The 23929-nt window shown below is 29.9% G+C and carries 20 protein-coding genes and 1 pseudogene; 11 read left to right on the top strand and 10 right to left on the bottom strand.

The window, feature by feature from the left end; genetic code table 11:
* Positions 1-7 precede the first annotated feature (7 nt).
* Genes smpB through sstT form a run of 9 tightly spaced genes read right to left on the bottom strand, consistent with a single transcriptional unit; the run spans position 8 to position 8605 of the window.
* Entirely contained in the window at positions 8-460 is a 453-nt protein-coding gene (smpB, locus tag AJN60_RS07290) for an SsrA-binding protein SmpB (RefSeq protein WP_002852861.1), read from the bottom strand.
* Complete coding sequence (locus AJN60_RS07285) at positions 460-1224, bottom strand: 4-(cytidine 5'-diphospho)-2-C-methyl-D-erythritol kinase (protein WP_070286187.1); 765 nt, start codon at positions 1222-1224, stop codon at positions 460-462. The genes smpB and AJN60_RS07285 overlap by 1 nt, the downstream gene beginning before the upstream one ends.
* Positions 1221-1448 (bottom strand): carbon storage regulator CsrA, encoded by a 228-nt coding sequence (gene csrA / locus AJN60_RS07280; RefSeq protein WP_002852854.1) that lies wholly within the window; start codon positions 1446-1448, stop codon positions 1221-1223. The genes AJN60_RS07285 and csrA overlap by 4 nt, the downstream gene beginning before the upstream one ends.
* A complete protein-coding gene (gene truB / locus AJN60_RS07275; RefSeq protein ID WP_070286186.1) occupies positions 1442-2260 on the bottom strand; it encodes a tRNA pseudouridine(55) synthase TruB in 819 nt (272 codons plus the stop codon). The genes csrA and truB overlap by 7 nt, the downstream gene beginning before the upstream one ends.
* Positions 2257-4332, bottom strand: a complete 2076-nt coding sequence (locus AJN60_RS07270; protein WP_002866122.1) for an ATP-dependent helicase — start codon at positions 4330-4332, stop codon at positions 2257-2259. The genes truB and AJN60_RS07270 overlap by 4 nt, the downstream gene beginning before the upstream one ends.
* A complete protein-coding gene (locus tag AJN60_RS07265; RefSeq protein WP_070261235.1) occupies positions 4329-4766 on the bottom strand; it encodes a hypothetical protein in 438 nt (145 codons plus the stop codon). The genes AJN60_RS07270 and AJN60_RS07265 overlap by 4 nt, the downstream gene beginning before the upstream one ends.
* Positions 4760-6481: a M3 family oligoendopeptidase gene (locus tag AJN60_RS07260; RefSeq protein WP_070286185.1), complete on the bottom strand. Its 1722-nt coding sequence runs from the start codon at positions 6479-6481 to the stop codon at positions 4760-4762. The genes AJN60_RS07265 and AJN60_RS07260 overlap by 7 nt, the downstream gene beginning before the upstream one ends.
* 3 nt (positions 6482-6484) lie before the next feature.
* Positions 6485-7372 carry an aspartate carbamoyltransferase catalytic subunit gene (locus AJN60_RS07255; protein ID WP_070286184.1) on the bottom strand — a complete coding sequence of 296 codons (888 nt, stop codon included), beginning with the start codon at positions 7370-7372 and terminating at the stop codon, positions 6485-6487.
* Between the two features lie 9 nt (positions 7373-7381).
* Positions 7382-8605 carry a serine/threonine transporter SstT gene (gene sstT / locus AJN60_RS07250; protein WP_070286183.1) on the bottom strand — a complete coding sequence of 408 codons (1224 nt, stop codon included), beginning with the start codon at positions 8603-8605 and terminating at the stop codon, positions 7382-7384.
* Between the two features lie 139 nt (positions 8606-8744).
* Between sstT and metK the strand changes: the two genes are divergently transcribed.
* The gene (gene metK / locus AJN60_RS07245) at positions 8745-9941 is read left to right on the top strand and encodes a methionine adenosyltransferase (protein ID WP_070286182.1); all 1197 of its coding nucleotides are present in this window, start codon (positions 8745-8747) and stop codon (positions 9939-9941) included.
* Positions 9942-10177: 236 nt separating this feature from the next.
* Here metK and AJN60_RS07240 read toward each other — a convergent pair.
* A pseudogene (locus tag AJN60_RS07240) lies at positions 10178-11504 on the bottom strand (apolipoprotein N-acyltransferase).
* Here AJN60_RS07240 and yajC point away from each other — a divergent pair.
* The 10 genes from yajC to AJN60_RS07190 are packed head-to-tail and all read left to right on the top strand — an operon-like array spanning position 11477 to position 23929.
* Positions 11477-11749, top strand: coding sequence for a preprotein translocase subunit YajC (gene yajC, locus AJN60_RS07235; RefSeq protein ID WP_002786346.1), 273 nt, complete (start codon positions 11477-11479; stop codon positions 11747-11749). The pseudogene AJN60_RS07240 and the gene yajC sit on opposite strands and share 28 nt — an antisense overlap.
* On the top strand, positions 11742-13322 hold the full coding sequence (secD, locus tag AJN60_RS07230; RefSeq protein WP_070286180.1) for a protein translocase subunit SecD: 1581 nt from the start codon (positions 11742-11744) through the stop codon (positions 13320-13322). Before yajC ends, secD begins: the two co-directional genes overlap by 8 nt.
* On the top strand, positions 13322-14293 hold the full coding sequence (secF, locus tag AJN60_RS07225; protein ID WP_070286179.1) for a protein translocase subunit SecF: 972 nt from the start codon (positions 13322-13324) through the stop codon (positions 14291-14293). Before secD ends, secF begins: the two co-directional genes overlap by 1 nt.
* 9 nt (positions 14294-14302) lie before the next feature.
* Entirely contained in the window at positions 14303-16732 is a 2430-nt protein-coding gene (gene leuS, locus AJN60_RS07220) for a leucine--tRNA ligase (RefSeq protein WP_070286178.1), read from the top strand.
* Positions 16729-17241 carry an LPS assembly lipoprotein LptE gene (gene lptE / locus AJN60_RS07215; RefSeq protein ID WP_002860199.1) on the top strand — a complete coding sequence of 171 codons (513 nt, stop codon included), beginning with the start codon at positions 16729-16731 and terminating at the stop codon, positions 17239-17241. The genes leuS and lptE overlap by 4 nt, the downstream gene beginning before the upstream one ends.
* A complete protein-coding gene (locus AJN60_RS07210; protein WP_070286177.1) occupies positions 17225-18622 on the top strand; it encodes a hypothetical protein in 1398 nt (465 codons plus the stop codon). Before lptE ends, AJN60_RS07210 begins: the two co-directional genes overlap by 17 nt.
* Positions 18612-19772 carry a folylpolyglutamate synthase/dihydrofolate synthase family protein gene (locus AJN60_RS07205; protein ID WP_070286176.1) on the top strand — a complete coding sequence of 387 codons (1161 nt, stop codon included), beginning with the start codon at positions 18612-18614 and terminating at the stop codon, positions 19770-19772. Before AJN60_RS07210 ends, AJN60_RS07205 begins: the two co-directional genes overlap by 11 nt.
* A complete protein-coding gene (locus AJN60_RS07200; protein ID WP_070286175.1) occupies positions 19759-20661 on the top strand; it encodes a M23 family metallopeptidase in 903 nt (300 codons plus the stop codon). Before AJN60_RS07205 ends, AJN60_RS07200 begins: the two co-directional genes overlap by 14 nt.
* Positions 20598-20993, top strand: coding sequence for a bactofilin family protein (locus tag AJN60_RS07195; RefSeq protein ID WP_002861809.1), 396 nt, complete (start codon positions 20598-20600; stop codon positions 20991-20993). The genes AJN60_RS07200 and AJN60_RS07195 overlap by 64 nt, the downstream gene beginning before the upstream one ends.
* Positions 20993-23929: a DEAD/DEAH box helicase gene (locus AJN60_RS07190; RefSeq protein WP_070286174.1), complete on the top strand. Its 2937-nt coding sequence runs from the start codon at positions 20993-20995 to the stop codon at positions 23927-23929. Before AJN60_RS07195 ends, AJN60_RS07190 begins: the two co-directional genes overlap by 1 nt.

The following is a 23929-nucleotide window of genomic DNA, read 5'->3' as shown; positions in this document are numbered from 1 at the left end:
ATTTCCTTTATTTATAATTTTTCATAGCAGCTCTAGCTTCTAAATCGGCTTGCTTTTTCTTTAAAGTTTCACGCTTGTCGTGCAAATTTTTCCCTTTAGCTAAAGCAAGAGTGGCTTTTACTTTATTTTTTGTGTTAAAATAAAGATCTAATGCAACGATAGTATATCCTTCTATACTTACTTTACCTAATAATTTATCAATTTGCTTTCTATGCATTAAAAGCTTTCTAGCGCCTCTTTCTTCGTGTTTATAGAAAGAATGTGTAGTATGAAGCAATGAAATATGAGAATTAAGTAAAAAAATCTCATTTTTTATAATGCGAACAAAAGAGTCTTTAAGATTTGCTCTTCCTGCCCTTAAGGCTACAACTTCACTTCCCTTAAGGACAATTCCGGCTTCAAAGCGTTCTATAATGCTATAATCAAATAAAGCTTTTTTATTTCTTGCAATAATTTTCATCAATCAACCTTAAAAACACTACTACCGCTACCGCTTAGAAAAAAATCTTCTTGTAAGTAAGACTTCATTTTAGGATATAAAGTTGCACAAGGAGTAAATAAATCATTTAATTCTTTGTTTTTAAAATTTTGTAACAACTCTTTTGTGCTGAGTTTTTTGTAGATTTGCGCTTGATTATTGTTTTTTTGAAAGTCAAATATTCCTCTATCAAATTCATCATAAACAGCTTTAGTTTGGCAAGATATTTGTGGAAAAGTCCATTTTAAATTAGGTATGTCATCTTCAAATTCTTTTATAATTTCACCACAGCTACTTACATCAGCAGAGTGAAAGCCACTTAAAAAAAAGGCAATATCACTTCCTAGTTGCATGCTTAAATTTATAAGTTCTTGTAGGTTTAATTTTAAATTTAGGGTTTCATTCATTAGCAGTAAAAAACTCGCACAATCGCTACTTCCACCGCCAAGTCCAGCACATACTGGGATATTTTTTGTGAGTTTTAGGCTTTTTTTGCTAAATAATTCTTTTAATTCATTATTATATCTTTTAGAAAGTAGTAAATAAGCCTTTTGAATAATATTATTTTCGCATTTAAAATTACTAATGATTTCAAATTCTTTTTTAGAATCTGATTCTTTATCAACAAGCTCAAGCTCATCAAAAAGATCTTTTAAAAGTATAAATCGTGATTCTAAAAGATGATATTTTCTTGAGTCAAAACCGGTAAGTTTTAAAAAAATATTTGCTTTAGCGTAAGCTTTCATTTGATTAGTTTTTTGCTTAAGTCATCAAGTTTAATATCATTCTGAACAACAGAATGCAAATTTTCATCCTTTACTTGTTGAACAAGTTCTTTTCTAAGTATCATAAGGGATTTTGGAGCTTCTATGCCTATTTTGGCATATCCTTTCCCTGTTTGAACGACTTTGATTTCTATACCTTCTCCGATAATTATACTTTCATTTTCTTTTCTTGATAATATTAACATTTTTCAACCTTATTCAGAAGATATTTTACTGTATTTTCTTTAATATTAATTACGCTAAAATATTTTTCTGTTTCAATATAATAATCTCCTTCATCATGAAATTCTAATTCTTCGACAAAAATTTTAGCACCATTTTCGAGTTTATTTAAATCCTTGATAAAATTTGGCTTTAGGTTAATGTATTTTAACACATTTAAGCTTTTCTCATTATTATAAACAAATTTACCTTCTTTAATGCGCTCTAAAGAGCTTAAAGTTGCATTAATACCTAGTTTTCTAGCAAAAAGTTCACAATAAGATCTTATATAAGCACCTTCACTGACTGTGATTTCAATATTTAAAAAAGGATGATTATAGCTTAAGATCTTGCAATCAAATACTTCCATTTGACAAGGTTTTAAAATTGCTTCTATACCTTTTTTTGCAAGTTCATAGGCGCGAGTTCCATTGATTCTTTTGGCGCTAAATTGAGGTGGTGTATAGGAGATAATTCCTTGCATTTGATCAATGATTTGTTTTAAATTTGCAAGATCAAATTCTTTTATATTTTGAATTTCTTTTATATTTTGATCATCAAGACTTAAGGAGTAAACTCCAAGCCATAAAGTAGCTTTATAGGTTTTTGGAGTTTTTTTTAAAAAACGGAAAAGTTTTGTGTATTGTCCAAATGCAACGATTAAAACCCCTTTGGCGAAAGGATCAAGAGTGCCAGAATATCCTGCTTTTTTATTTTTATATTTTTTCTTTAAAGTGCTTAAAAAGGCGTTAGAGCTCAAACCCCTTGGTTTAAAGGCTGCAAAGATCTTGTTCATACTGCTTTTTCCACAAAGCTTGCCATGATTACACGCATTATGCCACCAAAATTAATATTAAGCTTTTCCTCTTTTCCGCTTTTATTAACTTCAACAACCCTGCCAATGCCAAAAATTTTATGTTTAACTAGATCTCCTTTGCAAAAACTAGTTTTTTGTATATTTTGATTTTTTGATTTTTCATTGATTAATTTACTTTCTTCTAAGAAGCGGCTAGGATTGATGTTTGCTCTTGAACCATGATAAAAACGAGAATTTGCAACACTTATTGTGAGAAATTTCTTGGCGCGAGTGATGGCAACATAAGCAAGACGGCGTTCTTCTTCGAGATTTTCTTCGCTATTTAAAGGAAAAAATCCTTCATCAAAGCCTATTATAAAAACATAATCAAATTCCAAACCTTTGCTAGCATGAATACTCATCAAGCAAACACATTCTTCATCTAAATTATCTTGATCACTTAATAAAGAAATTTCACTAAGTAGATCTTCTAAAGAAGCTTCGGGATCTTCTTTGAGTTTTTCTCTTAGATTAGCATAAAACTCATCAAGATTTCTGATTCTTTCATCTCCATCATCTTGCTCTGAAAAATAATCTTTGATTTTAAATAATTCTTCTATATTGTCAAAAACTTTTTTTGCATTATCGTAGCTTTTTAGAGTGTGAATATTTTGTATAAAAATATTTGCTTCATTTTGTGCTTTTTTTGTTGTTAAAATTCCTACACCGCCATCGCTTTCACATAAGGCATCAAAAAGTGAAATTTGACGTTTTTTTGCATATTCTTCTAAATTTTTTAAGGCTTTTTCTCCTATGGATCTTTTAGGGCGATTAATAATACGCCTAAACGACAAATCATCATTTGGATTTAAGATAAGTCTAAGATACGAGATTAAATCTTTTATTTCTAATCTCTCATAAAAACGCATACCGCTAAGCAGTTTATAAGAAATTTTTTCCTTCATAAATGCTTCTTCTATTGCTCTTGATAGTGCATTAACTCGAAATAAAACGGCGATCTCTTTAGCTTCTACTCCGGAATTTAGCAATTTTTTTACTTCTTGAGCGATATATAAACCTTCATCTTTTTCGTTTTCGTTTTTTAATATTTTAATATTTTCCCCAGTATCTTTAGTGCAGATTAAAGTTTTTCCAAGTCGTTGCTCATTGTGAGATATGAGATTATTTGCTGCTTGTAAAATAGTCCCTACTGAACGATAGTTTTGTTCAAGTTTTACAAGTTTAACATTTTTAAAATCGTTTTGAAAATTTAAAATATTTTCAATTTTTGCTCCACGCCAACTATAAATACTTTGATCATCATCACCAACAACTGTGATATTTTCATGCATACAACATAGATTTTTTAGAATTTTATATTGCAAGGTATTAGTATCTTGATACTCATCAACTGTAATGTAATTATAAAGTAAGCTTTGTTCTTTGGCAAAATTTATATCATTTTCTAAAATGAGATTGCTTAGCAATAAAAGATCATCAAAATCTACAAAATTTTGCTTTAATAAGTATTCTTCATAAGCACGGTAATAGTTGGCAAATTTGTATTCATTTTGATATTTTTCAAAATTATGTTCTTTTAGTAAATTTAAATCTTCAAAGACATTGCTTACTCTTTTGCCTTCATTTTTGCAATAAGATATGTATTTGATAATATCATAGACATTATCTTTGTTTTTATCATGGATTAAGTCTTTAATTATTTTTTTTGTATCATCTGTATCGATAACAATAAAACTATTTTTACGCTCCAATCTTTCAAAATGGAGTTTTAAAAATAAAAGTCCAAATTTATGAAAGGTGCAAAGCAAAGGATTGTGATTGCCTTGTAGAAAATTTAATGCTCTATGACGCATAACACTAGCTGCTTTATTTGTAAAAGTAAGAGTAAGAGTGTTATGCGAGGGGATGCCTACTTCACCGATAAGATAAGCAAGACGAGTGGTGATAGTTTTGGTTTTTCCACTACCTGCACCCGCTAGGATAAGCATAGCTCCATCAATGTGACTTACTGCCTGTTTTTGACTATCATTTAAATCTTCAAATAGATTCATTTTTTGAAAATATCTTTATTTTTTGGATTACTTAAAAATATATTTTTAGATTTTTGTAAATTTTTACTATCTTCGCGTTTATAAAGGCTAAAATTAACAAATAAAATGCTATTTTCTATTTGAATTTGCGTGATAGCTCCTAAATCAACCTTTACAAAACTATCAAAATCATCATTTCCAAAACCTGCGTGAAATTGAATGAAATCTTTATTTAGTTGTATGGATTCAAAGGTGTATCCTCCAAGAGCAAAAAGAGCATAAGGATTTTGTTTAACATCAAGCTCTTTGGGAAGTTCAGGGTTAAAATCTATGAAATTTGTATTTGCAACTATGGAAAATTCTATATTTTCTTCTATAAGGTGTGAAATAACTTCATAGCAATGCTTTTGCATGGTATGGATAAAATTTTCATTTTTTAAGATTGTTTCTAGCATGATTGTAACTCCATAAATTCATTGATGAGTTTTTGAATTTCTTTTATGCCTATTTCCCAAAAATTTTCATCTTCTATATCAAAGCCAAACATTCCTACTAGTTCTTTTGGACTCACGCTTCCACCTAAAGAAAGCATTTTGATATAAAGTTCTTTAAAATTTTCACATTTTTTACTTTTGTAAAGTCCATAAAGAGCTAAAACTAAAAGTTGCGCATAAGCATAAGCATAGCAGTAAAAAGGAGAATGGATAAAATGAGGAATATAACTCCACCAAGAAGCATAATTTTTTGTAAGTTTTACGCTATCTTGAAACATTTTTTGAGATTCTTCCATCCAAATTTTATTGATTTCTTCAGTGCTTAATTCATTTTCTTGAGCATGTAGGCGTCTTTCAAAACAAGTAAAATTAATCTGTCTATAAAAAGTTGCAAAAATATCTTCGATTTTATTTGCATATAAAGATAGGAGTTCTTCTTTTTTTAACTTATCTTTAATAAAATCAAATACAAGCATTTCAGCAAAAACTGAAGCTGTTTCTGCGGTAGTTAAAGGCGTATTTTGATTTAAATAGCTTACATTATAAGAAAGTTTTTGATGGATAGTGTGTCCTAATTCATGTGCAAGTGTAAAAAGATCACGCCTTTTATCGGTGTAGTTTAATAAAACAAAAGGATGTGCATCAGAAGTTGCAGAATGTGAAAAAGCACCCCCTTGTTTATTTTCTTGCGGATAAACATCAATCCAGCCTTGATCAAAAGCATTTTTTGCTATATCATAAAATTGTGGAGAAAAAGCTTGAAATGACTCTAAAACAATATCTTTACTTGTTTTAAAATCAAAACTTGCTTCTTTTCCTATGGGTGCATATCTGTCATAGTCTTTAAGTTCATCATAACCTAAAATTTGTTTTTTTCTTTTGTAAAATTGCGATACTAAGTTAAAATGTTTTTGTGCACTTGCTATCAAAGAATCAACGCTTTTTTGTGAAATTTGATTGCTGATATGTCTTGAAATTTCAGCATTTTCATAACCTCTTAATAAGCTTACATTTTTTCTTTCTGTTTTTATCATATTGATAATAAAACTTAAAAGTCTGCTATTTTTTTGCAAAACTTTACTGAATTTTTTAGCAGCTTTTTTGCGTATTTTTCTATCTTCGTCATACATTTTGCTTAGAATTTCTTCTTCGCTAAGTTTTTTACCTTCAAAAGGGATTTTTAAAGCACTCATACTTTCATCAAAAAGTCTACTAAAAGCATTTGCACCTGTATTTGAAAGATAGAGCATAACGCGTTCTTCGTTTTTACTAAGATTATAGCGTTTGTTTTGCAATAAATTAGAAAGATAAAAATCATAATCTTTGCAAAAAGTTGTAAATTCTTGACTCTTCTCAGGAGCTAACTCGCAAAATTCAAGCTCGAAAAAGAGTAAATTTTCTTCTATTTTTTTGCATTCTTCTTCGTATTGTGCATAAAAAGAACCATTTTGAGTGTTTTTAGCAAAAAGTAAATAAGCATAAGTCATGATTTTGCCAAGGGCTTGATTTAAATTTTCATAATCTTTTAAAGCTTGTAAAAACTCATTAGCATTTAATGTATAAAGTTTATTTTCATAGTTTTTTTTGAAATTTAAACTTTGTTGGATTTGATCTTGTGTAAAATTTTGTAATGCTTCTTTATCGTGGAATAAAGCACTTAAATCCCATTCTAACATTTTTTATCCTTTATTTTCTAATATGAGTTTTTTAAGAACAGCCATTCTAATGGCCACTCCATTTTTAACTTGTTTTAAAACTAAAGTTCTTTCATCGCTCATCATTTCATCGCTTATGTCAATATTGCGATTTACAGGGCCTGGATGTAGTAAAATAAGCTTTTTATCTTTTGCTAAGCTTTTTTGAATACAAAAATCATTTGCATAGTCTTTAAGTGAAGCGTAAACGGTTTTATTATGTCTTTCTGTTTGTGTTCTAAGACTCATGATAATATCTGAATTTGCTATGATATTCTCATCAAGCTTATAATGTTTTTTAAGATGGGTATTAGGCATAAAATGTGGTGGAGCTACTAGGGTGATATCAAGATTAAATCTGCTTAAAAGTTCTATATTGGACGCTGCAACGCGGGAATTTTTGATATCACCTACGATGCAAATTTTCTTACCTTCGACATCGCCTTGAAAATGATTATAAATAGTGAATAAATCTAGCAAAGCTTGGGTAGGATGGGCGTGTTTTCCATCTCCTCCATTAACAACTGGACAATGCATATGCTTTGCTAATATCAAAGGAACTCCTGAGTTTGCGTGTCTTACAACAATAGCATTAGGACTCATGGCATCTAAATTAGCAGCAGTATCATAAAGAGTTTCTCCTTTGCTAGAGCTTGATCTTGAAACATCAAGGCGTAAAACCCTAGCGCCTAATCTTCTTGCAGCGCTTTCAAAAGATGAAAGGGTGCGTGTAGAGTTTTCAAAAAAAATTGTCGTGATACTTTTTCCTTTAAGAAAAGTTCTAGGTTTTTCATCTAAGAAATCACTTGCTTCTTTAAAAAGCTCCATAATTTCGACTTTATTAAAATCTTTTGTAGTGATGAGATGACGCATACTTTTACCTTATTTGATATTGTAATTTAATTCATTTTTAGAACAAATTGCTGTAAAAAGAACATCTGTAGAACTATTTAAAGCAGTTTCAACACTATCTTGAATAACCCCTATAATAAAACCTATGGCAACTACCTTCATAGCAATATCATAGTCTATATTAAATAAAGAACAAGCCAAAGGTATAAGCAGTAAAGATCCACCCGCAACTCCGCTAGCCCCGCAAGCTGCAAAGGTGGCAATAATGCTTAATAAAAGGGCTTGCAAAAGACTGATTTCTATACCAACGGTATTGGCCGCAGTAAGACTTAAAATAGCTATAGTAACTGCCGCTCCTGCCATGTTGATAGTAGCTCCTAAAGGTATAGAAATGCCATAAAATTCTTTATCTATGCCAAGTTTGGCACAAAGTGCCATATTAACAGGGATATTTGCCGCTGAACTTCTTGTGAAAAAAGCAAAAAATGCACTGTGTCTTAAGCAGATAAAAATTAAAGGAAAAGGATTTTTTCTTGTATAAAAAAAAACTATTAAGGCATTGATAACAAAAGTAACAAAAAGCATAGTAGCTACAAGTAAAAATAAAAGTTTTATATAGCTTAGTAAGCCTTGCGCTCCTGTTTGTGCTACAGAATTAGCCACAAGTCCAAAAATTCCAAAAGGAGCAAGTTTTACTACAAATTTAACAATTTTCAAAACCCCTTCATTGATATCTATAAAAACTTGTTTTGCTTCGTTAGAGCAGTGTTTTAATGCTATGCCTCCAGCTATTGCCCAGGTTAAAATTCCTAAATAATTCCCACTTGAAAGAGCATTTATAGGATTATCGACAATTTTAAATAAAAGATCTTTAAAAATCTCACTCATGTGGGTTGGAGATGAGTTTGTAGCGGTTTGAATTCCATCTAAAACAAGCTTTACAGGAAAGAAAAAATTAGCAAGAACCGCACAAGCTGAAGCAAGAAAGGTACCTACTATATATAAAATGATAATATTTTTGATCTTAGCACCACTTTGAGAAAAATCTTTAGTGCAAATTGAAGTTAAAATCAAAACAAAAACAAGCATAGGAGCAATAGCTTTTAAGGCACTTGTAAAAAGTATTCCGAGTAAATTTGCAATTTCAGATATTTCTTTAGAACTAATGCCTATAAGTATTCCTAGTACTATACCTATGCAAATTTGAACTATGAGGTTGCCTTTAGCGTAGCTTTGAATGATTTTAGAAAACATAAAAACCTTTTAAATATTTTTTATATCAAAAGTTGATTTTAACTAACTTTTGCTTAATTTTAGAGAATTTTTAATTTATCAAGCTTTGATAAGTTTATTTGGATACAATTGTGGTTCATTTTAAATGAAAGGACTTTTTATGTATCTATTCACTTCAGAAGTCGTAAGTGCAGGTCATCCAGACAAGTGCGCTGATATAATCGCTGATACGATAGTGGATATACTCTTGAAAAATGACAAAAATTCAAGGGTGGCGAGTGAGGTTTTTGTCGCAGGAAATAAGGTTGTGATAGGAGGCGAAGTTAAGTCAAATCACAAACTTAGTAAGGCTGATTACGATAATTTAGTTAAAGATGTTTTAAAAAACATTGGTTATGACGGAGCAGGGCATTTTAGCAAAGAGCAGTGTTTGCATCCTGATGAAGTTGATGTTATGGTGTTTTTAAATGAACAAAGCCCTGATATCAATCAAGGTGTCGATCAAGAAGATGGCGAAACAGGAGCAGGTGATCAAGGTATTATGTTTGGTTTTGCAAGTTGCGAAGCTGAAGAATACATGCCAGCAGCTATTAGTTATGCAAGAATGCTATGTGATAAAGTCTATGCTTATGCAAAAGCAAATCCACATGAACTTGGAGTGGATATTAAAACTCAAGTAACTATTGATTATGGTACTAAGGCGAATTTTGAAAATTGCGAACCGCAAAGTATCCATACTATAGTAGTTTCTGCACCTTGTGTTGAAAGTATGAAAATAGAAGATTTAAGATCTTTGGTGATGAAACTTATCTTAGATAGTAATTTACCAAAAGAACTTTTTGATCCTAATAAAACTAGAATTTTAATCAATCCAACTGGTAAATATATCAATCATTCTTCTTTGCATGATAGTGGTTTAACAGGAAGAAAGCTTATAGTAGATAGTTTTGGAGGTTATTCTCCAATAGGTGGTGGCGCACAATCAAGCAAAGATTATACTAAAGTTGATAGAAGTGGACTTTATGCAGGTAGATGGCTAGCTAAAAATATAGTTGCAGCAGGGCTTGCTAAAAAATGTATTGTTCAACTTAGTTATGCTATAGGTGTTGCAAAACCTACTTCGGTAAGTGTGGATTGTATGGGCACAAATACCAGTGTAAATGATGATGTTTTAAGTGATTTTGTTATGCAAAACTTCTCTTTAACGCCAAATTGGATCCGTGATAAATTTCATCTGGATAAACCAAGTAAAGAAACTTTTCTTTATGCGGATGTAGCGGCTCGTGGGCAAGTAGGGCAAAAGGACTATCCTTGGGAACAACTTGATGCTCTAGAACAGTTTAAAAAGCTGCTTTAAAAAATTAACAATATTATACAAGCTTAAATAAGGCTTGTATAATTATAAAGAATTAATGAAGTTGTATTAATTTTTGACTTAGAGGGATATTTTTCAATATCCCCCATAAATATAAAAGTTAGGAAGGAAGCTAAATTAATTTAGCTTTGGGGTAAAAACCCCTCTAAGTCAAAATATTATTTGACAGAATTATAATATAAAATAACTTAAATTACTTTAAAATTAAAATTTTAATATTATTTTTTATCATTAAATATTTCTTTGGATAAATTTTTTCCAATCTTTACTTAAAAGCTTTTTAGGGAGTATAACTATATTCTCTTTACCATTTGTAGCATGATAAACACTAACCCCATATTTACTTGCATAAAATTTCATTAAGAGTTGTTGGAGTTTGTATTCGCTGCTATTATTAAACCAAGCATTGTTGCTTAGAGCTATAATAATTTGTGAATTTTGATAGTTTTGTTCTTTGGTAGCTTCATAACAAATTGCATTTGTAATAATTTGATTGTCTAATTTATATTTGCTTTGTATAGGACCTTGGGAAAATTCTTCAATATTTTTAAGAAAATATTTTTTTATTAAGTCTTTAAAAAATGGAATTTCTTCACCAAAGGGAACTAAAAAATGCTTATTTAAAATATAGACATTGCCTTTTTTAAAGATATACGTGCTATTGTAAGTATGCTCTTTTTCAGTATAAAATGCTCCCGTAATAATGGTAATTTTATAAGATAATTCTTTAAGCATAAGTTCATATTTGGTATTTTTTAAATCAAAAGCAAAAGCGGTTTCAGGCAAGATTACAAGTTCTTTTTTTTCATTTATAGCTTGAAGTATATCGTAAATTAAGATATCAGAATTTGATTTTAAATTTTCTTGTAAAAATTTTTGATCTTGAGAGATATTAGTATTGATGAGTTTGTAGTTTAAATTAAGAGTTTGAGCTTGTTTTTCATTATATTGAAATCCACCAAAGAATAAAACAAGAACAATTGCTATTTTATAATATCTTGATATATAACTCTCATAGATGAAATATGCTATTAAAAATATGCAAATAATACCACGATAACTTGGGTCAAAAAAACCATAAACTGTAAAAATTCCCCAATTAAGCCAATCAAATCCTAAAGGATGGATAAAACTTATGCAAAAAATTCCACAAAGCCTTAAAAAATCAAATTTTAATAAATAACATAATCTAAAAAGTAGTCCATAAATAAAACCAATGATAATTGGTATAATCGGTACTAAATAGTTTAGATTAAAATAAATTGAAGATAAACCAATCCACCAAAACCAAAGAATCCCTACAAAAAAACCTATCCAAAAATATTGTTTAGAATTTTTACTTTTTAGAAGTAAAACTAACCCGTAAATAGCTAAAAATGGGCTAATGGTTTGTGTAAAAATATTTTCAAAAAATGATAGATAAATAGAATTTGAAAGCAAAATTGCAATAAAAAAGACTTTTATTATTTTAAAAATGATAGAATTAATGTTTAATTTTTTTGGAATAAAGGAAAAATATGGCAGAAAATTCAATTTTAACTTCATTGTTACCTCTTGTAGTGTTATTTGCAATTTTTTATTTCTTGGTGATCAGACCGCAACAAAAACAAGCAAAAGCACATAAACAAATGCTTGAGTCTTTGCAAAAAGGAGATAAAATCATCACTAATGGCGGACTTATTTGTGAAGTCGTAAAACCAGAGGAGGATTTTATCAAAGTTAAGCTTAATGAAGACAATGTTACTGCAAAAATTTCAAGAGAATTTATAGCAAAGAAAATTGATGCGTAATTCTAAAATCAATTATCGCTTGATTATTTTTATAGCGGTATTTATTTTTGGAGTGGCTTTTTCACTCCCTTCTTTTTTGCAGTTAGAACGTGGTGCGAAGATTAATTTAGGGCTTGATTTGCAAGGTGGGCTTTATATGCTCTTAGGTGTAGATAACGAAGAAGCTGTAAAATCTAAAATAAAATCAATTGCATCTTCATTGAGTTATTCTTTTAATAAAGAAAATATTTTAAATGATGGCTTAAATACCCATGATGATATTTTAGAATTTACTTTGCTTGATAATGCGGATATTGCAAAAGTTGAAAATTTTCTTAAAGAAATAAAAGGAATTAATATACAAAGTGAAAATCTGCACTATAAAATTTCTTTTACCTCAGAAGAAGTAAAAAATATAGAAAATTTTGCACTTTTGCAAGCAGTTGAAACCATAAGAAATAGGCTTGATCAATTTGGTTTAGCAGAGCCAACAGTTGCTAAACAAGGTGATGATAAGATTTTGGTTGAACTTGCAGGGATTAAAACCAAAGAAGATGAACTAAGAGCAAAAGAACGCATCACAAAAGCAGCACATTTACAACTTATGGAAGTTGATGATTCTAAAATGGGTCAAGCTTCCACAATGAGCGACGCTGAGGCTGCGAGTTATGGACTGATTTTAGTGCCTGATTCTAGAAATCCAAATTTAAAATATACCTTAAAAAGCATACCTATTTTAGATGGATCTATGCTTACTGATGCTAGAGTAGGGATTAGTGATAAGAGTAATTATCCTGTGATTAATTTTACTTTAAATGCCGAGGGTTCTAAAAAATTTGCTGATTATACAGGAGCAAATGTTGGAAAGCGTCTTGCTATTGTACTTGATAACAAAGTGTATTCTGCCCCATCTATCAATGAACGCATAGGTGGAGGTAGTGGGCAAATCAGTGGAGCTTTTACCCAAGAAGAAGCGCGTGATGTGGCGGTAGCTTTAAGAAGTGGAGCTTTGCTTGCGCCTGTAAAATTACTTGAACAAAGAAGTATAGGACCATCTTTAGGTGCTGATAGTATTAAAATGAGTATGATAGCCTTAATTGGTGCATCGGTTTTTATTGTAATATTTATGATGATGTATTACGGTGTGGCAGGAATTTTTGCAAATATTGCAATGTTAGTTAATGTTTTGGTAGTAGTGGCTGTTATGGCTATGTTTGGAGCAACTTTAACTTTACCAGGGATGGCAGGACTTGTTTTAACTGTGGGCATGGCAGTAGATGCAAATGTGATTATCAATGAACGCATACGAGAACTCTTGCGAGATGGAGTAAATATAAGAGCTAGTATAGAGCAAGGTTATAAAAATGCTATGAGTGCGATTATAGATTCAAATATCACTTCTTTAGTTACTTCGGTAGCACTTTATGCCTATGGAACAGGAGCAGTTAAAGGTTTTGCTGTGACTTTGGGAATTGGTATCGTTGTTTCTATGATTACAGCTATTTTAGGAACTCACGGAATGTTTGATTATTTTATGCAACGCATAGAAAAAAGTAATAATACAAGATTTTGGTTTGGTTATAGGAGAACATAATGCAGTTTTTTAGCGAAAAGAAAATTTATGATTTTATGAGAATGCGTTTTACTGCTATTTCTCTTTCTTTTATTTTGTTTTTTGGTTCTATTTATTTGCTTTGGGATAGGGGTTTGCAATATGGTATTGATTTTAGCGGAGGAACTTTAGTTCAGCTTAAATATGAAAATGCAGCTCCTATAGCACAAATTCGAGAAATTTTAGAAAATCAAGGAACTTTTCAAAATTTATCTGTAACCGAATTTGGAAGCAATAAGGAAGTAACCATACGCTTTTTAGGAAGTAATGATAATGTAAGCAATGATATAGGTGAGCATATAAGCACTCTTTTAAAGGATACGGGAAAATTTGAAGTGCGTCGTGCTGATGTGGTAGGTCCAAAAGTAGGTGATGAACTTAGAAATAAAGGACTTATGGCTATAGCTGTATCTTTGATAGCAATTTTAATTTATATAGCATTGCGTTTTGAGTGGCGTTTTGCTCTTGCGGCTATAATCAGTGAAATTCATGATGTTGTGATTACTTTGGGGGCAATTTCTTTATTTAAAATTGATGTCAATCTAGATACTTTGGCTGCTGTTTTAACTGTGCTTGGGTACTCTTTGAATGATACAATTATTATTTTTGATAGAATCAGAGAAGGTATTAAAACAAGTAAAAAAACTGAACTTGCACCTATTATCAATGAAAGTGTTTCAGCAACTTTATCAAGAACGGTTTTAACTTCAGGGTTAACTTTAGCAACCGTTGTGATACTTTATTTCTTTGGTGGGGAAATGATACAGGGATTTTCTTTGGCTTTAATTGTAGGTATTATAGCAGGAACTTTAAGCTCTATTTTTGTTGCAAGTCCGATATTATTATGGTTTAAATTTAGTGTGCTTGAGTTTAGAAATAAAGAAATTGAAAAAGCAAAAAGAAAACAAGATAAAGAACGCAATCGTGCAATGTATGAAAAAGGAACAGTGTAAGGAGAATTTATGGCTTATGAAGCAAGTTTAATAGAAAAAAAATGGCAAAAAATTTGGGATGAAAATGAATATTTTGAGCCAAAAGATGATTTAAATTTGCCTAAAAAATATATTTTATCGATGTTTCCTTATCCTAGCGGACGTATTCACATGGGGCATGTAAGAAATTATACTATAGGTGATGCTTTGGCAAGATATTATCGCAAGATAGATTTTAATGTTTTGCATCCTATAGGTTTTGATAGTTTTGGTATGCCTGCTGAAAATGCAGCTATTAAACATAAAATTCATCCTAAGTCATGGACTTATGAAAATATAGCTTATATGAAAAAAGAACTTTTTTCTTTAGGTTTTTCTTTTTCTAAAAAAAGAATGCTTGCTACTTCAGATCCACTTTATACAAAATTTGAGCAAGAATTTTTTATTAAGATGTTTGAAAAAGGTTTGATTTACACTAAAGAAGCAAACGTAAATTGGTGTGAGCAAGATCAAACGGTTTTGGCTAATGAGCAAGTTGAAGACGGAAAATGTTGGCGTTGTGGTCATGAAGTGGTGCAGAAAAAAATGCCAGGTTATTATGTAAAAATCACTGCTTATGCTGAGGAGCTTTTAAAAGATTTAGAAGAATTAAAAGATAAATGGCCTAATCAAGTTTTAACTATGCAAGAAAACTGGATTGGTAAAAGCGAAGGTTTGGAGTTTTCTTTAAATTTAGACGAAGAAAGCAAGCAAAAAACCAAAGAAAGTTCTTTAGAAGTTTTTACTACAAGAGCAGATACAATTTATGGAGTTTCGTATATCGCTTTAGCTCCAGAACATAAGATTGTTCAAAATTTGCTTTCGCAAAATTTATTAAATCAAGATGTATTAAATAAAATCAAAGCTATTCAAAATCAAAGCCCAAGAGAAAGACAAAGTTCTGAAAAAGAAGGTTATTTTTTAGGAATTTATGCCATTCATCCTTTAAGCGGAGAAAAAATTCCTTTATGGGTGGCTAATTTTGTCTTGGCTGATTATGGTAGTGGAGCGGTTATGGCTGTTCCAGCTCACGATGAAAGAGATTTTGAATTTGCAACAAAATATAATCTTGCCATCAAACAAGTTATTCAAACTCAAGAAAATTTACCTTATACGCAAAAATCAGGAAAATTAATCCATAGTCAAGAATTTGATAATCTTGATTGTAATGAGGCAAGATTAAAAATTATTTCTCAGTTTGAAGCTAAAAATATAGGAAAAAGGGTTGTAAATTTTAAAATTCGTGATTGGGGTGTTTCACGCCAAAGATATTGGGGTGCGCCTATTCCTATGATTAAATGTCAAATTTGTGGTATAGTGCCTCAAAAACTAGAAAATTTACCTATTACCTTACCTGAAGATGTGCAAATTACAGGTGAGGGTAATCCACTTGATAAACATCCAACTTGGAAAAATTGCATCTGTCCAAAATGTGGCAAAGAGGCTCAAAAAGAAAGTGATACTTTAGATACTTTTTTTGAAAGTTCTTGGTATTTTGCACGTTTTGCAAGCGATGAGAAAACTTGGCAGGAAAAAGCTTTAGATGAAAAAAGTGTGAAGTATTGGATGAGTGTGGATCAATATATAGGCGGTATTGAACATGCAATCTTGCATTTACTTTATGCGAGATTTTTCCAAAAAGCTTTAAGAGACTTGGGTTATTTAATACAAAATGAACCTTTTGATAGACTTTTAACTCAGGGTATGGTGTTAAAAGATGGTGCTAAAATGTCAAAATCAAAAGGCAATGTTGTAGATCCTGATGAGATTATAGAAAAATACGGTGCTGATACCGCAAGACTTTTTATACTTTTTGCTGCACCTCCGGCTAAAGAGCTTGAATGGAATGATGATGCGGTTGAAGGGGCTTATAGATTTATTTGTAAACTCTATGATAGGGCGCAAAATGTTAAAAAAGGTGAGCTTGTAGAATTAAAACAAGAAAATTTAAACAAAGAAGAAAAATATGCAAGATTAAAAGTGTATGAAGCTTTGAAAAAATCTTTTGAAGTTTATCATCAAAGTTTTGCTTTTAATACTTTAATTGCAGCTTGCATGGAAGCTTTAAATGCTTTAGCGCTTTGTAAAAATGAAGCTTTGGAGCAAGAGGCTTTTTATATTATTTTAAATATTTTAGAGCCTATTATTCCTCATGTTTGTTTTGAGCTTAGCGAGGAGCTTTTTAAATGTAAAAATTTCAAAAAATTAGAACTTAAAGAAGAGGTTTTTGTAAAAGATACTTTAAATTTGGCTGTAAGTATTAATGGTAAAAAAAGGGCTGAATTTGAAATTTCAAGTAGTGCGAGTAAAGAAGAAATTTTAACTTTTGCAAAAGAAAATACTGCTAAATGGCTTGAAGGTAAAAATATAGTTAAAGAAATTTATGTGGAAGGAAAGCTAGTTAATCTAGTGATTAAATGAAAAAGATTTTAATTTTTTGCATAGGTTTATTTTTAGGTGCTTGTGGATATGTTCCTACATCAAAAATTGCTAATAATATTTTCGATGAGAAAGTTTATGTTAATGTTGAATTAAGTCAACAAGACCCAAAAAATAGCATCTATGTTGCCGATACTTTAAAAGAAATGGTAATTTCAAAATTAGGGCGTAAACTTGCTTTAAAACACGAGGCAGATGATGTAATTAATGTTAAAATGAATAATTTAGAATTTATTCCTTTAGCTTATGATAAAAATGGCTATGTCATTAGTTATAAAGCTAAATTAAATTTAGATTTTAATGTTGTCTTTAAAGATGGTTCAAGTCAGGCTTTTAGTACAAGTGGAAGTTATAATTTTGAAATTTCTCCAAATAGTATTATTAGTGATTCTGCAAGGTATGAGGCTATTCGAGCAGCTTCAAGCGAGGCATTTGATGAGTTTATTTCCGTAATTGCTATTAAAGGGCAAAAACGTGATTCCAAATACTAATGAAATAGCAAAGCAAACTTTAATTGCATTAAAAGAAAGAAAACTAAAACCAACTCCTGAAAATTATACGGAAATTTTTGAAGAATTATCTTTAAAATATGGTATCACAAGCTCAAATAAAGCTAAACTTGACAAATACAAAACCTTGCTTTTACCGATTTATCAACAAGAATTAAATTCTAAAACTATAAGAAGTTTAGAAGAACTAATTAGTTTTTTAATTTCTGTTTTAAATAGACAAAGCGGAAAACAATTTAGTGAATTTTTTGATTTTTTATATACCATATCTAAAACTTTGCAAATAAGTAAGGATAAAAAGATAAGAGATTTGGCTAAGGTGACTTCGATTAGAATTTCTAAAACTATGGATAGTGAAAGTATTTACTTGCTTACCAAAAAATGGAAAGAGCTTGAAAGAAATTATGATGAAAATAATTTAGAAGAACAAGCTCGTAAATATGGCATTAGCAAATATGATGATTATGATAGCGTGATTAAAAAACTCTTAGTTAAACTTGAAGAGCGTAGTTATGAGCACTTTAGTGAATTATTATGCTTGGGTTTAAATCCTTCATTGGTGGAAGATTTAAAAATTCAAGGTTTTATACAAAATTTAACACAAAAGCCTTTTGTAATAGGCGAAGAAAATTTTAAAAACGAACTAATGGAATTTATCAATCATCGCATAATGGTTGATAATATGTATGTCCAAAAAAATTTAAATTTTTTTAATGATAATCTAAAAAAAATCTATGAATTGCTTATTTTGCTTAATAAATCAAATGAACAAAACATGGATTTTATCAATACCTTAAAACCAGATGAAAATGGGGAAGTAAAACTTAGTTTTGAGGATTTAAAACTAAAATTTAAACAACTTGGAGAAAAAATTACATCTTTAAATAATCAAATTGAATTCACGCAAAGTTTGGAGGAGAGAGAGGCTTGGAGTGTTCTTAAAGAGCTTGATAAAATGGATGAAAATTTTAATAAGTATAAAGTTAATTACTCTTTAGCTTTATTTTCTATAGTAAATTACCGTTTCATTATGGAAAAATATGGTATGGGAAGTTTGAATGAAATTTTTGTTCGATTTAAAAAAATTTTAAAAGATTCTTGTAGCGAATTTGATGAACTATGGATGATAGATGAAAAGAGTTATTTGATTGTTTCGCCAGGAAAAAGTAAAGATGAGATTACACGGCTTGTAAATACAAATCTTAAAACTATAGAAAATTTTAGATTTATTTATAAGCAAGATATTATAACTCCTAAAATTCAAGTGGCTTATCTTGATAAGCAAAGTAAGCCAAGTATTAATATTTTAGATGAGTTAATAAAGCAAATTACAGCGGTTAATGAGCAATATAATGAAAGTTGAGAATTTTTTAGCCCAAAAAAGTATAAATTACGATAAAATTGACCGTTTTTTGATGTTTAGAATGTATGAAAAATATAAGAAATGTTTTAAAAATATTCCTATAATCCAACTTATAGGCACAAATGGTAAAGGTAGCACGGGTAGATATTTAACCCAACTTTTAGAAAATTTAAATTATAAAATAGGGCATTATACTAGCCCGCACATTTTCAGTTTTAATGAAAGATTTTATCTTGGTGGTAAGATTGCGAATGATGAAGAATTAGAACAAGCTCATATAAGACTTGAAGAAATTTTTAAACAAGACTTGCAAAAATTAAGTTATTTCGAATATGCTACTTTTTTAGCTATGATTTTATTTCAAAAATGCGATTTTATTGTTTTAGAAGCAGGAGTGGGTGGAGAATATGATGCTACTTCTGTTTTTGAAAGAAGAATGAATATTTTTACAAGAATTGGATTTGACCATATTCAAATTTTGGGCAATTCTTTAGAAGATATTGCAAGAACCAAGCTTAAAGTTATGGCGCCTATAGCACTTATAAGTGATGAGCAAGAGCAAAATGTTTTAAATTTAGCAAAAAAAATTGCTTTTTTAAAAAAAGCTAATTTGCAAGTTTCTTCCTTAAATCCTTTTTTGAAAGAAAAATTTGAGATTTATTGTAAAAAGTTTGTTTTACCTTGTTTTTTAAAGCATAATTTAAAGCTTGCATTAAAGGCTTGTGAAATTTTAACTTCGCAAGAAAAAACCTTAGAAGCTTTAAAAAAGTTACAAGAGTTAAATTTGCAAGGAAGATGCCAAGAAATTTCTCCAAATTTTTTTGTTGATGTGGGTCATAATCCCATGGCTGCTAAGGCTATGCTTGATAAATTTCAAGGAGAAAAAATAAATCTTATTTATAATGCTTATTTGGATAAGGATATTTTTCAAATTTTAAATGCATTAAAGCCTATTATTGATACAATACAAATATATAAATATAAAAGTTCAGAACGAAAGCTGGCTGATGATGAAATTTATAGTATTGCATCAAAGCTAGGCATACAATGTAAAGAATTTGTAAAATTAGAAGAAAATAAAAAAAATCTAGTTTTTGGCTCTTTTATGCTGGTAGAAAATTTTTTAAAGGAGTGGTGTGGTAAAAAATAAATTCACTATTACCATTACAGATATTAACGGTTCAAGACATTTTTATTTAAATCAAATAATCAAAAAAATAGTTTTTTATACTATTGCTTTTATTGTTTTATTTTTATTTTTTAGTGGTTTTTATATCAAATATCTCGATAGCAAACTTAGTGATATCAGTGAAAAGCGTGAGGAGCTTTTGAAAAAAAGTAAAGAATTGGAATTATCTAATTCACAAATGCAAAAAAGCATAGAAGAAAAAACTCAGCAGTATGCAGCTATAGAAGATAAAATAGCTTCTTTTGAAGAGGCTTTGGGCTTAGAAGCAGAAAATAATCTTACAATTAGTGCAAGACTTGATAATCTTCAGCTTACCAATGAGCAGCAACTTGGAATTTTGGGACAAATTCCTAATGGATGGCCTATTGAAAATAAGGGTATTACGGGAAATTTTGGCTGGAGAGAGCATCCGCTTTTAAAAAGAAGGGAATTTCATCCTGGCATTGATTTAAGAGCAGAAATTGGTACTCCTATTTATGCACCAGCAAGTGGAGTGGTGGAATTTTCAGGTTATAGTGATAATGGCTATGGCTATAATGTAATTTTATTGCATAATTTTGGTTTTAAAACAGTATTTGCTCATATGATGCGCAAAGAAGTAGTCAAAGCAGGTCAATTTGTTAATAAAGGGCAGTTGATAGGTTATAGTGGCAATACAGGTCTTTCTACGGGACCGCATTTGCACTATGAGGTAAGGTTTATTAATAAAACTTTAGAACCTTTGTACTTTTTAAATTTGCAAAGAAAAAATATGAATGATTTTTTTAATCAAGAAAGGAGAGTTCCATGGCAATCTTTAATAAAGGCGGTATCAGCCCAACATCTAGTCCTAGCTCAGAAACAACAGTAATTTCTTCAGGTGCGAGAATTGAGGGTAAATTTTATTTTGCTTCTATGCTTCATGTCGATGGAGAGTTAAGTGGTATTATTCATTCTGAAAGCATTGTAGTTATCGGAAAAAATGGAAATTTAAAAGGTGAATTACAAGCAGATAAAATTGTAGTAAATGGGTATTTTGAAGGGCAACTTGAGGCCAATAGTTTAGAAATTTTAGCGGGCGGAGTTGTTAATGGCGATATTTCAACGCAAAAAATTTCTATAGAAAATGGCGGTCGCTTTAATGGAACTAGTAAAATTAAAGAAGATACTATCAAACTTATTGAAAATAACAACGAAGAATAATGCAAGCTTCATTTTATGAATACCTACAAAATCCAAAAATTTGTGAACTTTTGCTTTGTAAAGATGAAAAACAAGCAGATTTGCTCGCTCAAGTTTCACGATTTAAGGGTTTAAAAACCTTTGTTTTACCTGATTTTAGAGCGCAGTTTGGAGATGATTTAAGGGCTTTTTCCAAAGAACTTTTTGATCTTTGCAAGATTTTAAATGCTTATCATAAAGAAGAAGAAAAAAAAATCCTTATTTCTCCTTTAAATACTGTTTTAAAAAAACTTCCTTCAAAAAAACATTTGCAAAATTATTATATCGATAAAAAACAAAATTTTGATTTGAAATGTTTTGAAGATGAAATTTCAAGATTGGGATACGAATTTGTAGATATAGTTCAGGATAAAGGTGAAATTTCAATTCGTGCGGATATTATTGATATTTTTTGTATCAATGAAGAAAATCCTATTAGAATTTTACTTTTTGGCGAAGAGATTGAAAGCATAAGATATTTTGATTTGCAAAGTCAAAAGTCTATTCCTAATGAACTAGAACATTTTGAAATTTGTCCTTTTTTAAAATATTTTGACAAAGAAAATTATGAAATTTTTAAGGACAAATTAGAAGATTTTCAAAGCGATACTTTAATACATGATATCAATTCTTTAGGGTTTTGGTGTATTGATGATTTTTTTGATTATTTAGAACTTGATTTTTTAGCTTGTGAAAAGTTTGATATTAATGAATATGAAAAAGATATAAGTTTTGTGAATGCAAAAATTTTACCTCAAGCTAAAAAATTTAAAGAATTGCAAAGTTCTTACAATAAAGATTTTTTTGAATTTCATAAAAATAAAAAAATCACACTTTTAGCTAAAAATGAAGCTTTGTTTAAAGCTTTGGAGCTTGAAGATACTCAAAATATCCATTTTGTAAAAAGTGATTTAAGGCTTAATCTTATTAGTCCTGAAGAGCTAATCATTTCTTTAAATCAAAAAGAAAAACAAAAAACAAGAAAAAAAGCTAGTTTGATTATAGATGAGCTTAAAAATGGGGATTATATAGTACACGAAGATTATGGGGTAGGTAAATTTTTAGGTCTTGAGATGATAGTGATAAGCGGAGCAAAAAAAGAGTTTGTTGCTATAGAGTATCAAAATTCTGATAAGCTTTTATTGCCAGTGGAAAATCTTTATTTAATTGATAAATATTTGGGCGTGAGTGGATCTATTCCAAGTTTAGACAAACTAGGTAAAACAAGCTTTATTAAACTTAAAGAAAAATTAAAAACTAAACTTTTAGCCATAGCTTCTGAAATTGTTATTATGGCAGCTAAAAGATCTTTGGTGCAAGCAAAAAAAATCACAGTGGATTTAAATAGACAAGCTGATTTTATAGCTAGTGCGGGTTTTATTTATACAAGCGATCAAGAGAAAGCTTGTCATGAAATTTTGCAAGATTTTCAAAGTGGAAAAGTTATGGATAGGCTTTTAAGCGGTGATGTGGGTTTTGGAAAAACAGAAGTCGCTATGAATGCTATTTATCCAGTAGTTAAAAGTGGATTTTGTGCATTTTTATTTGCGCCTACAACTTTGCTTTCTCATCAGCATTATAAAACCTTAAAAAAGCGTTTTGATCCTTTTGATATAAAGGTTTTTAAACTGGATCGCTTTACAAGTAGTGCAGAAAAAAAACAAGTTTTACAAAATTTAAAAGAAAATAAAGCTTGTGTAGTTGTAGGAACTCATGCTCTTTTAAGTGTAGAATGTGAAAATTTAGCTCTTGTTATTATTGATGAAGAGCATAAATTTGGAGTGAAGCAAAAAGAAAAGCTTAAAGAAATCACTCAAAATTCACATATTTTATCCATGTCAGCAACCCCAATACCAAGAAGCTTAAATCAAGCTTTAAGTTCTATAAAATCTTATAGTGTTTTACAAACTCCACCAGAAGATAGAATGGATGTAAGAACTTTTGTCAAAGAAAATGATGACGCGCTTTTAAAAGAAGCTATAGCAAGAGAGTTAAGACGTGGTGGGCAAATTTTTTATATTCATAATCATATTGCAAGTATAGAGCAGTGTAAAAAACATTTATTAGAACTTTTTTCTACTTTGCGTATTTTGATTTTACATTCTAAAATCGATGCCAAGGTGCAAGAAGAAGAAATGTTAAAATTTGAAAACAAAGAATATGATTTGCTTTTAAGTACCTCTATCGTAGAAAGTGGGATTGATTTACCTAATGCAAATACTATTATAGTAGAAAAAAGCGATCGTTTTGGTATAGCTGATCTACATCAATTGCGTGGGCGTGCGGGAAGAAGTGATAAGCAAGGTTATTGTTATTTTTTAATCGAAGATAAAAATACTATCACAAAAGATGCTTTAAAGCGTCTTGTTTCCTTAGAAAGCAATTCTTTTTTGGGCGCAGGTTCTGTTTTGGCTTATCATGATCTTGAAATTCGTGGCGGTGGAAATTTATTAGGTGTGGATCAAAGTGGACATATCGAGCAAATTGGATATAGTTTATATCTTAAAATGTTAGAAGATGAACTTAATGCTTTAAGTAAAAATGAAGTGGATCAAAAAGAAAATAAACTTGATTTAAAACTCAATGTTAATGCCTTTTTAAATAGCGAGCTTATCAGTGAAGATCGCCTAAGATTAGAACTTTATAGAAGACTTAGCAAGTGCGAGCAAGTTCATGAGGTTTATGAGATTGAAGGTGAAATTGAAGATCGCTTTGGAAAACTTGACATTTATACTAAGCAATTTTTATCTTTGATTATTATTAAAATTTTAGCTTTAAATAAATTTAAAAGTATTAGCAATTATGAGCAAAATATTCAATTTACTGCTTTAAATGATGAAAAAGAACTCATCAAAGCAAAAAGCAAAGACGATGATGATATTTTAGAGGCAATTTTAACGCATTTAAGAAAGGCTTAA

It is taken from the genome of Campylobacter sp. BCW_4323 (genome assembly GCF_001763115.1).
In the GTDB taxonomy this organism is placed as follows: Bacteria; Campylobacterota; Campylobacteria; order Campylobacterales; family Campylobacteraceae; genus Campylobacter_D; species Campylobacter_D jejuni.
Note: the sequence above shows the minus strand (reverse complement) of the source record. Positions and strands in the feature narration are given on the sequence as shown.

What these genes read in the sequence shown, in the direction of transcription:
- leuS (WP_070286178.1), top strand. Translation starts at nt 14,303, where the DNA reads ATGGCTTATGAAGCAAGTTTAATAGAAAAAAAATGGCAAAAAATTTGG.
- csrA (WP_002852854.1), bottom strand. Translation starts at nt 1,448, where the DNA reads ATGTTAATATTATCAAGAAAAGAAAATGAAAGTATAATTATCGGAGAA.
- yajC (WP_002786346.1), top strand. Translation starts at nt 11,477, where the DNA reads ATGGCAGAAAATTCAATTTTAACTTCATTGTTACCTCTTGTAGTGTTA.
- smpB (WP_002852861.1), bottom strand. Translation starts at nt 460, where the DNA reads ATGAAAATTATTGCAAGAAATAAAAAAGCTTTATTTGATTATAGCATT.
- sstT (WP_070286183.1), bottom strand. Translation starts at nt 8,605, where the DNA reads ATGTTTTCTAAAATCATTCAAAGCTACGCTAAAGGCAACCTCATAGTT.
- lptE (WP_002860199.1), top strand. Translation starts at nt 16,729, where the DNA reads ATGAAAAAGATTTTAATTTTTTGCATAGGTTTATTTTTAGGTGCTTGT.
- AJN60_RS07205 (WP_070286176.1), top strand. Translation starts at nt 18,612, where the DNA reads ATGAAAGTTGAGAATTTTTTAGCCCAAAAAAGTATAAATTACGATAAA.
- AJN60_RS07255 (WP_070286184.1), bottom strand. Translation starts at nt 7,372, where the DNA reads ATGCGTCATCTCATCACTACAAAAGATTTTAATAAAGTCGAAATTATG.
- AJN60_RS07285 (WP_070286187.1), bottom strand. Translation starts at nt 1,224, where the DNA reads ATGAAAGCTTACGCTAAAGCAAATATTTTTTTAAAACTTACCGGTTTT.
- metK (WP_070286182.1), top strand. Translation starts at nt 8,745, where the DNA reads ATGTATCTATTCACTTCAGAAGTCGTAAGTGCAGGTCATCCAGACAAG.
- secF (WP_070286179.1), top strand. Translation starts at nt 13,322, where the DNA reads ATGCAGTTTTTTAGCGAAAAGAAAATTTATGATTTTATGAGAATGCGT.
- AJN60_RS07195 (WP_002861809.1), top strand. Translation starts at nt 20,598, where the DNA reads ATGGCAATCTTTAATAAAGGCGGTATCAGCCCAACATCTAGTCCTAGC.
- secD (WP_070286180.1), top strand. Translation starts at nt 11,742, where the DNA reads ATGCGTAATTCTAAAATCAATTATCGCTTGATTATTTTTATAGCGGTA.
- AJN60_RS07270 (WP_002866122.1), bottom strand. Translation starts at nt 4,332, where the DNA reads ATGAATCTATTTGAAGATTTAAATGATAGTCAAAAACAGGCAGTAAGT.
- AJN60_RS07190 (WP_070286174.1), top strand. Translation starts at nt 20,993, where the DNA reads ATGCAAGCTTCATTTTATGAATACCTACAAAATCCAAAAATTTGTGAA.
- AJN60_RS07265 (WP_070261235.1), bottom strand. Translation starts at nt 4,766, where the DNA reads ATGCTAGAAACAATCTTAAAAAATGAAAATTTTATCCATACCATGCAA.
- truB (WP_070286186.1), bottom strand. Translation starts at nt 2,260, where the DNA reads ATGAACAAGATCTTTGCAGCCTTTAAACCAAGGGGTTTGAGCTCTAAC.
- AJN60_RS07260 (WP_070286185.1), bottom strand. Translation starts at nt 6,481, where the DNA reads ATGTTAGAATGGGATTTAAGTGCTTTATTCCACGATAAAGAAGCATTA.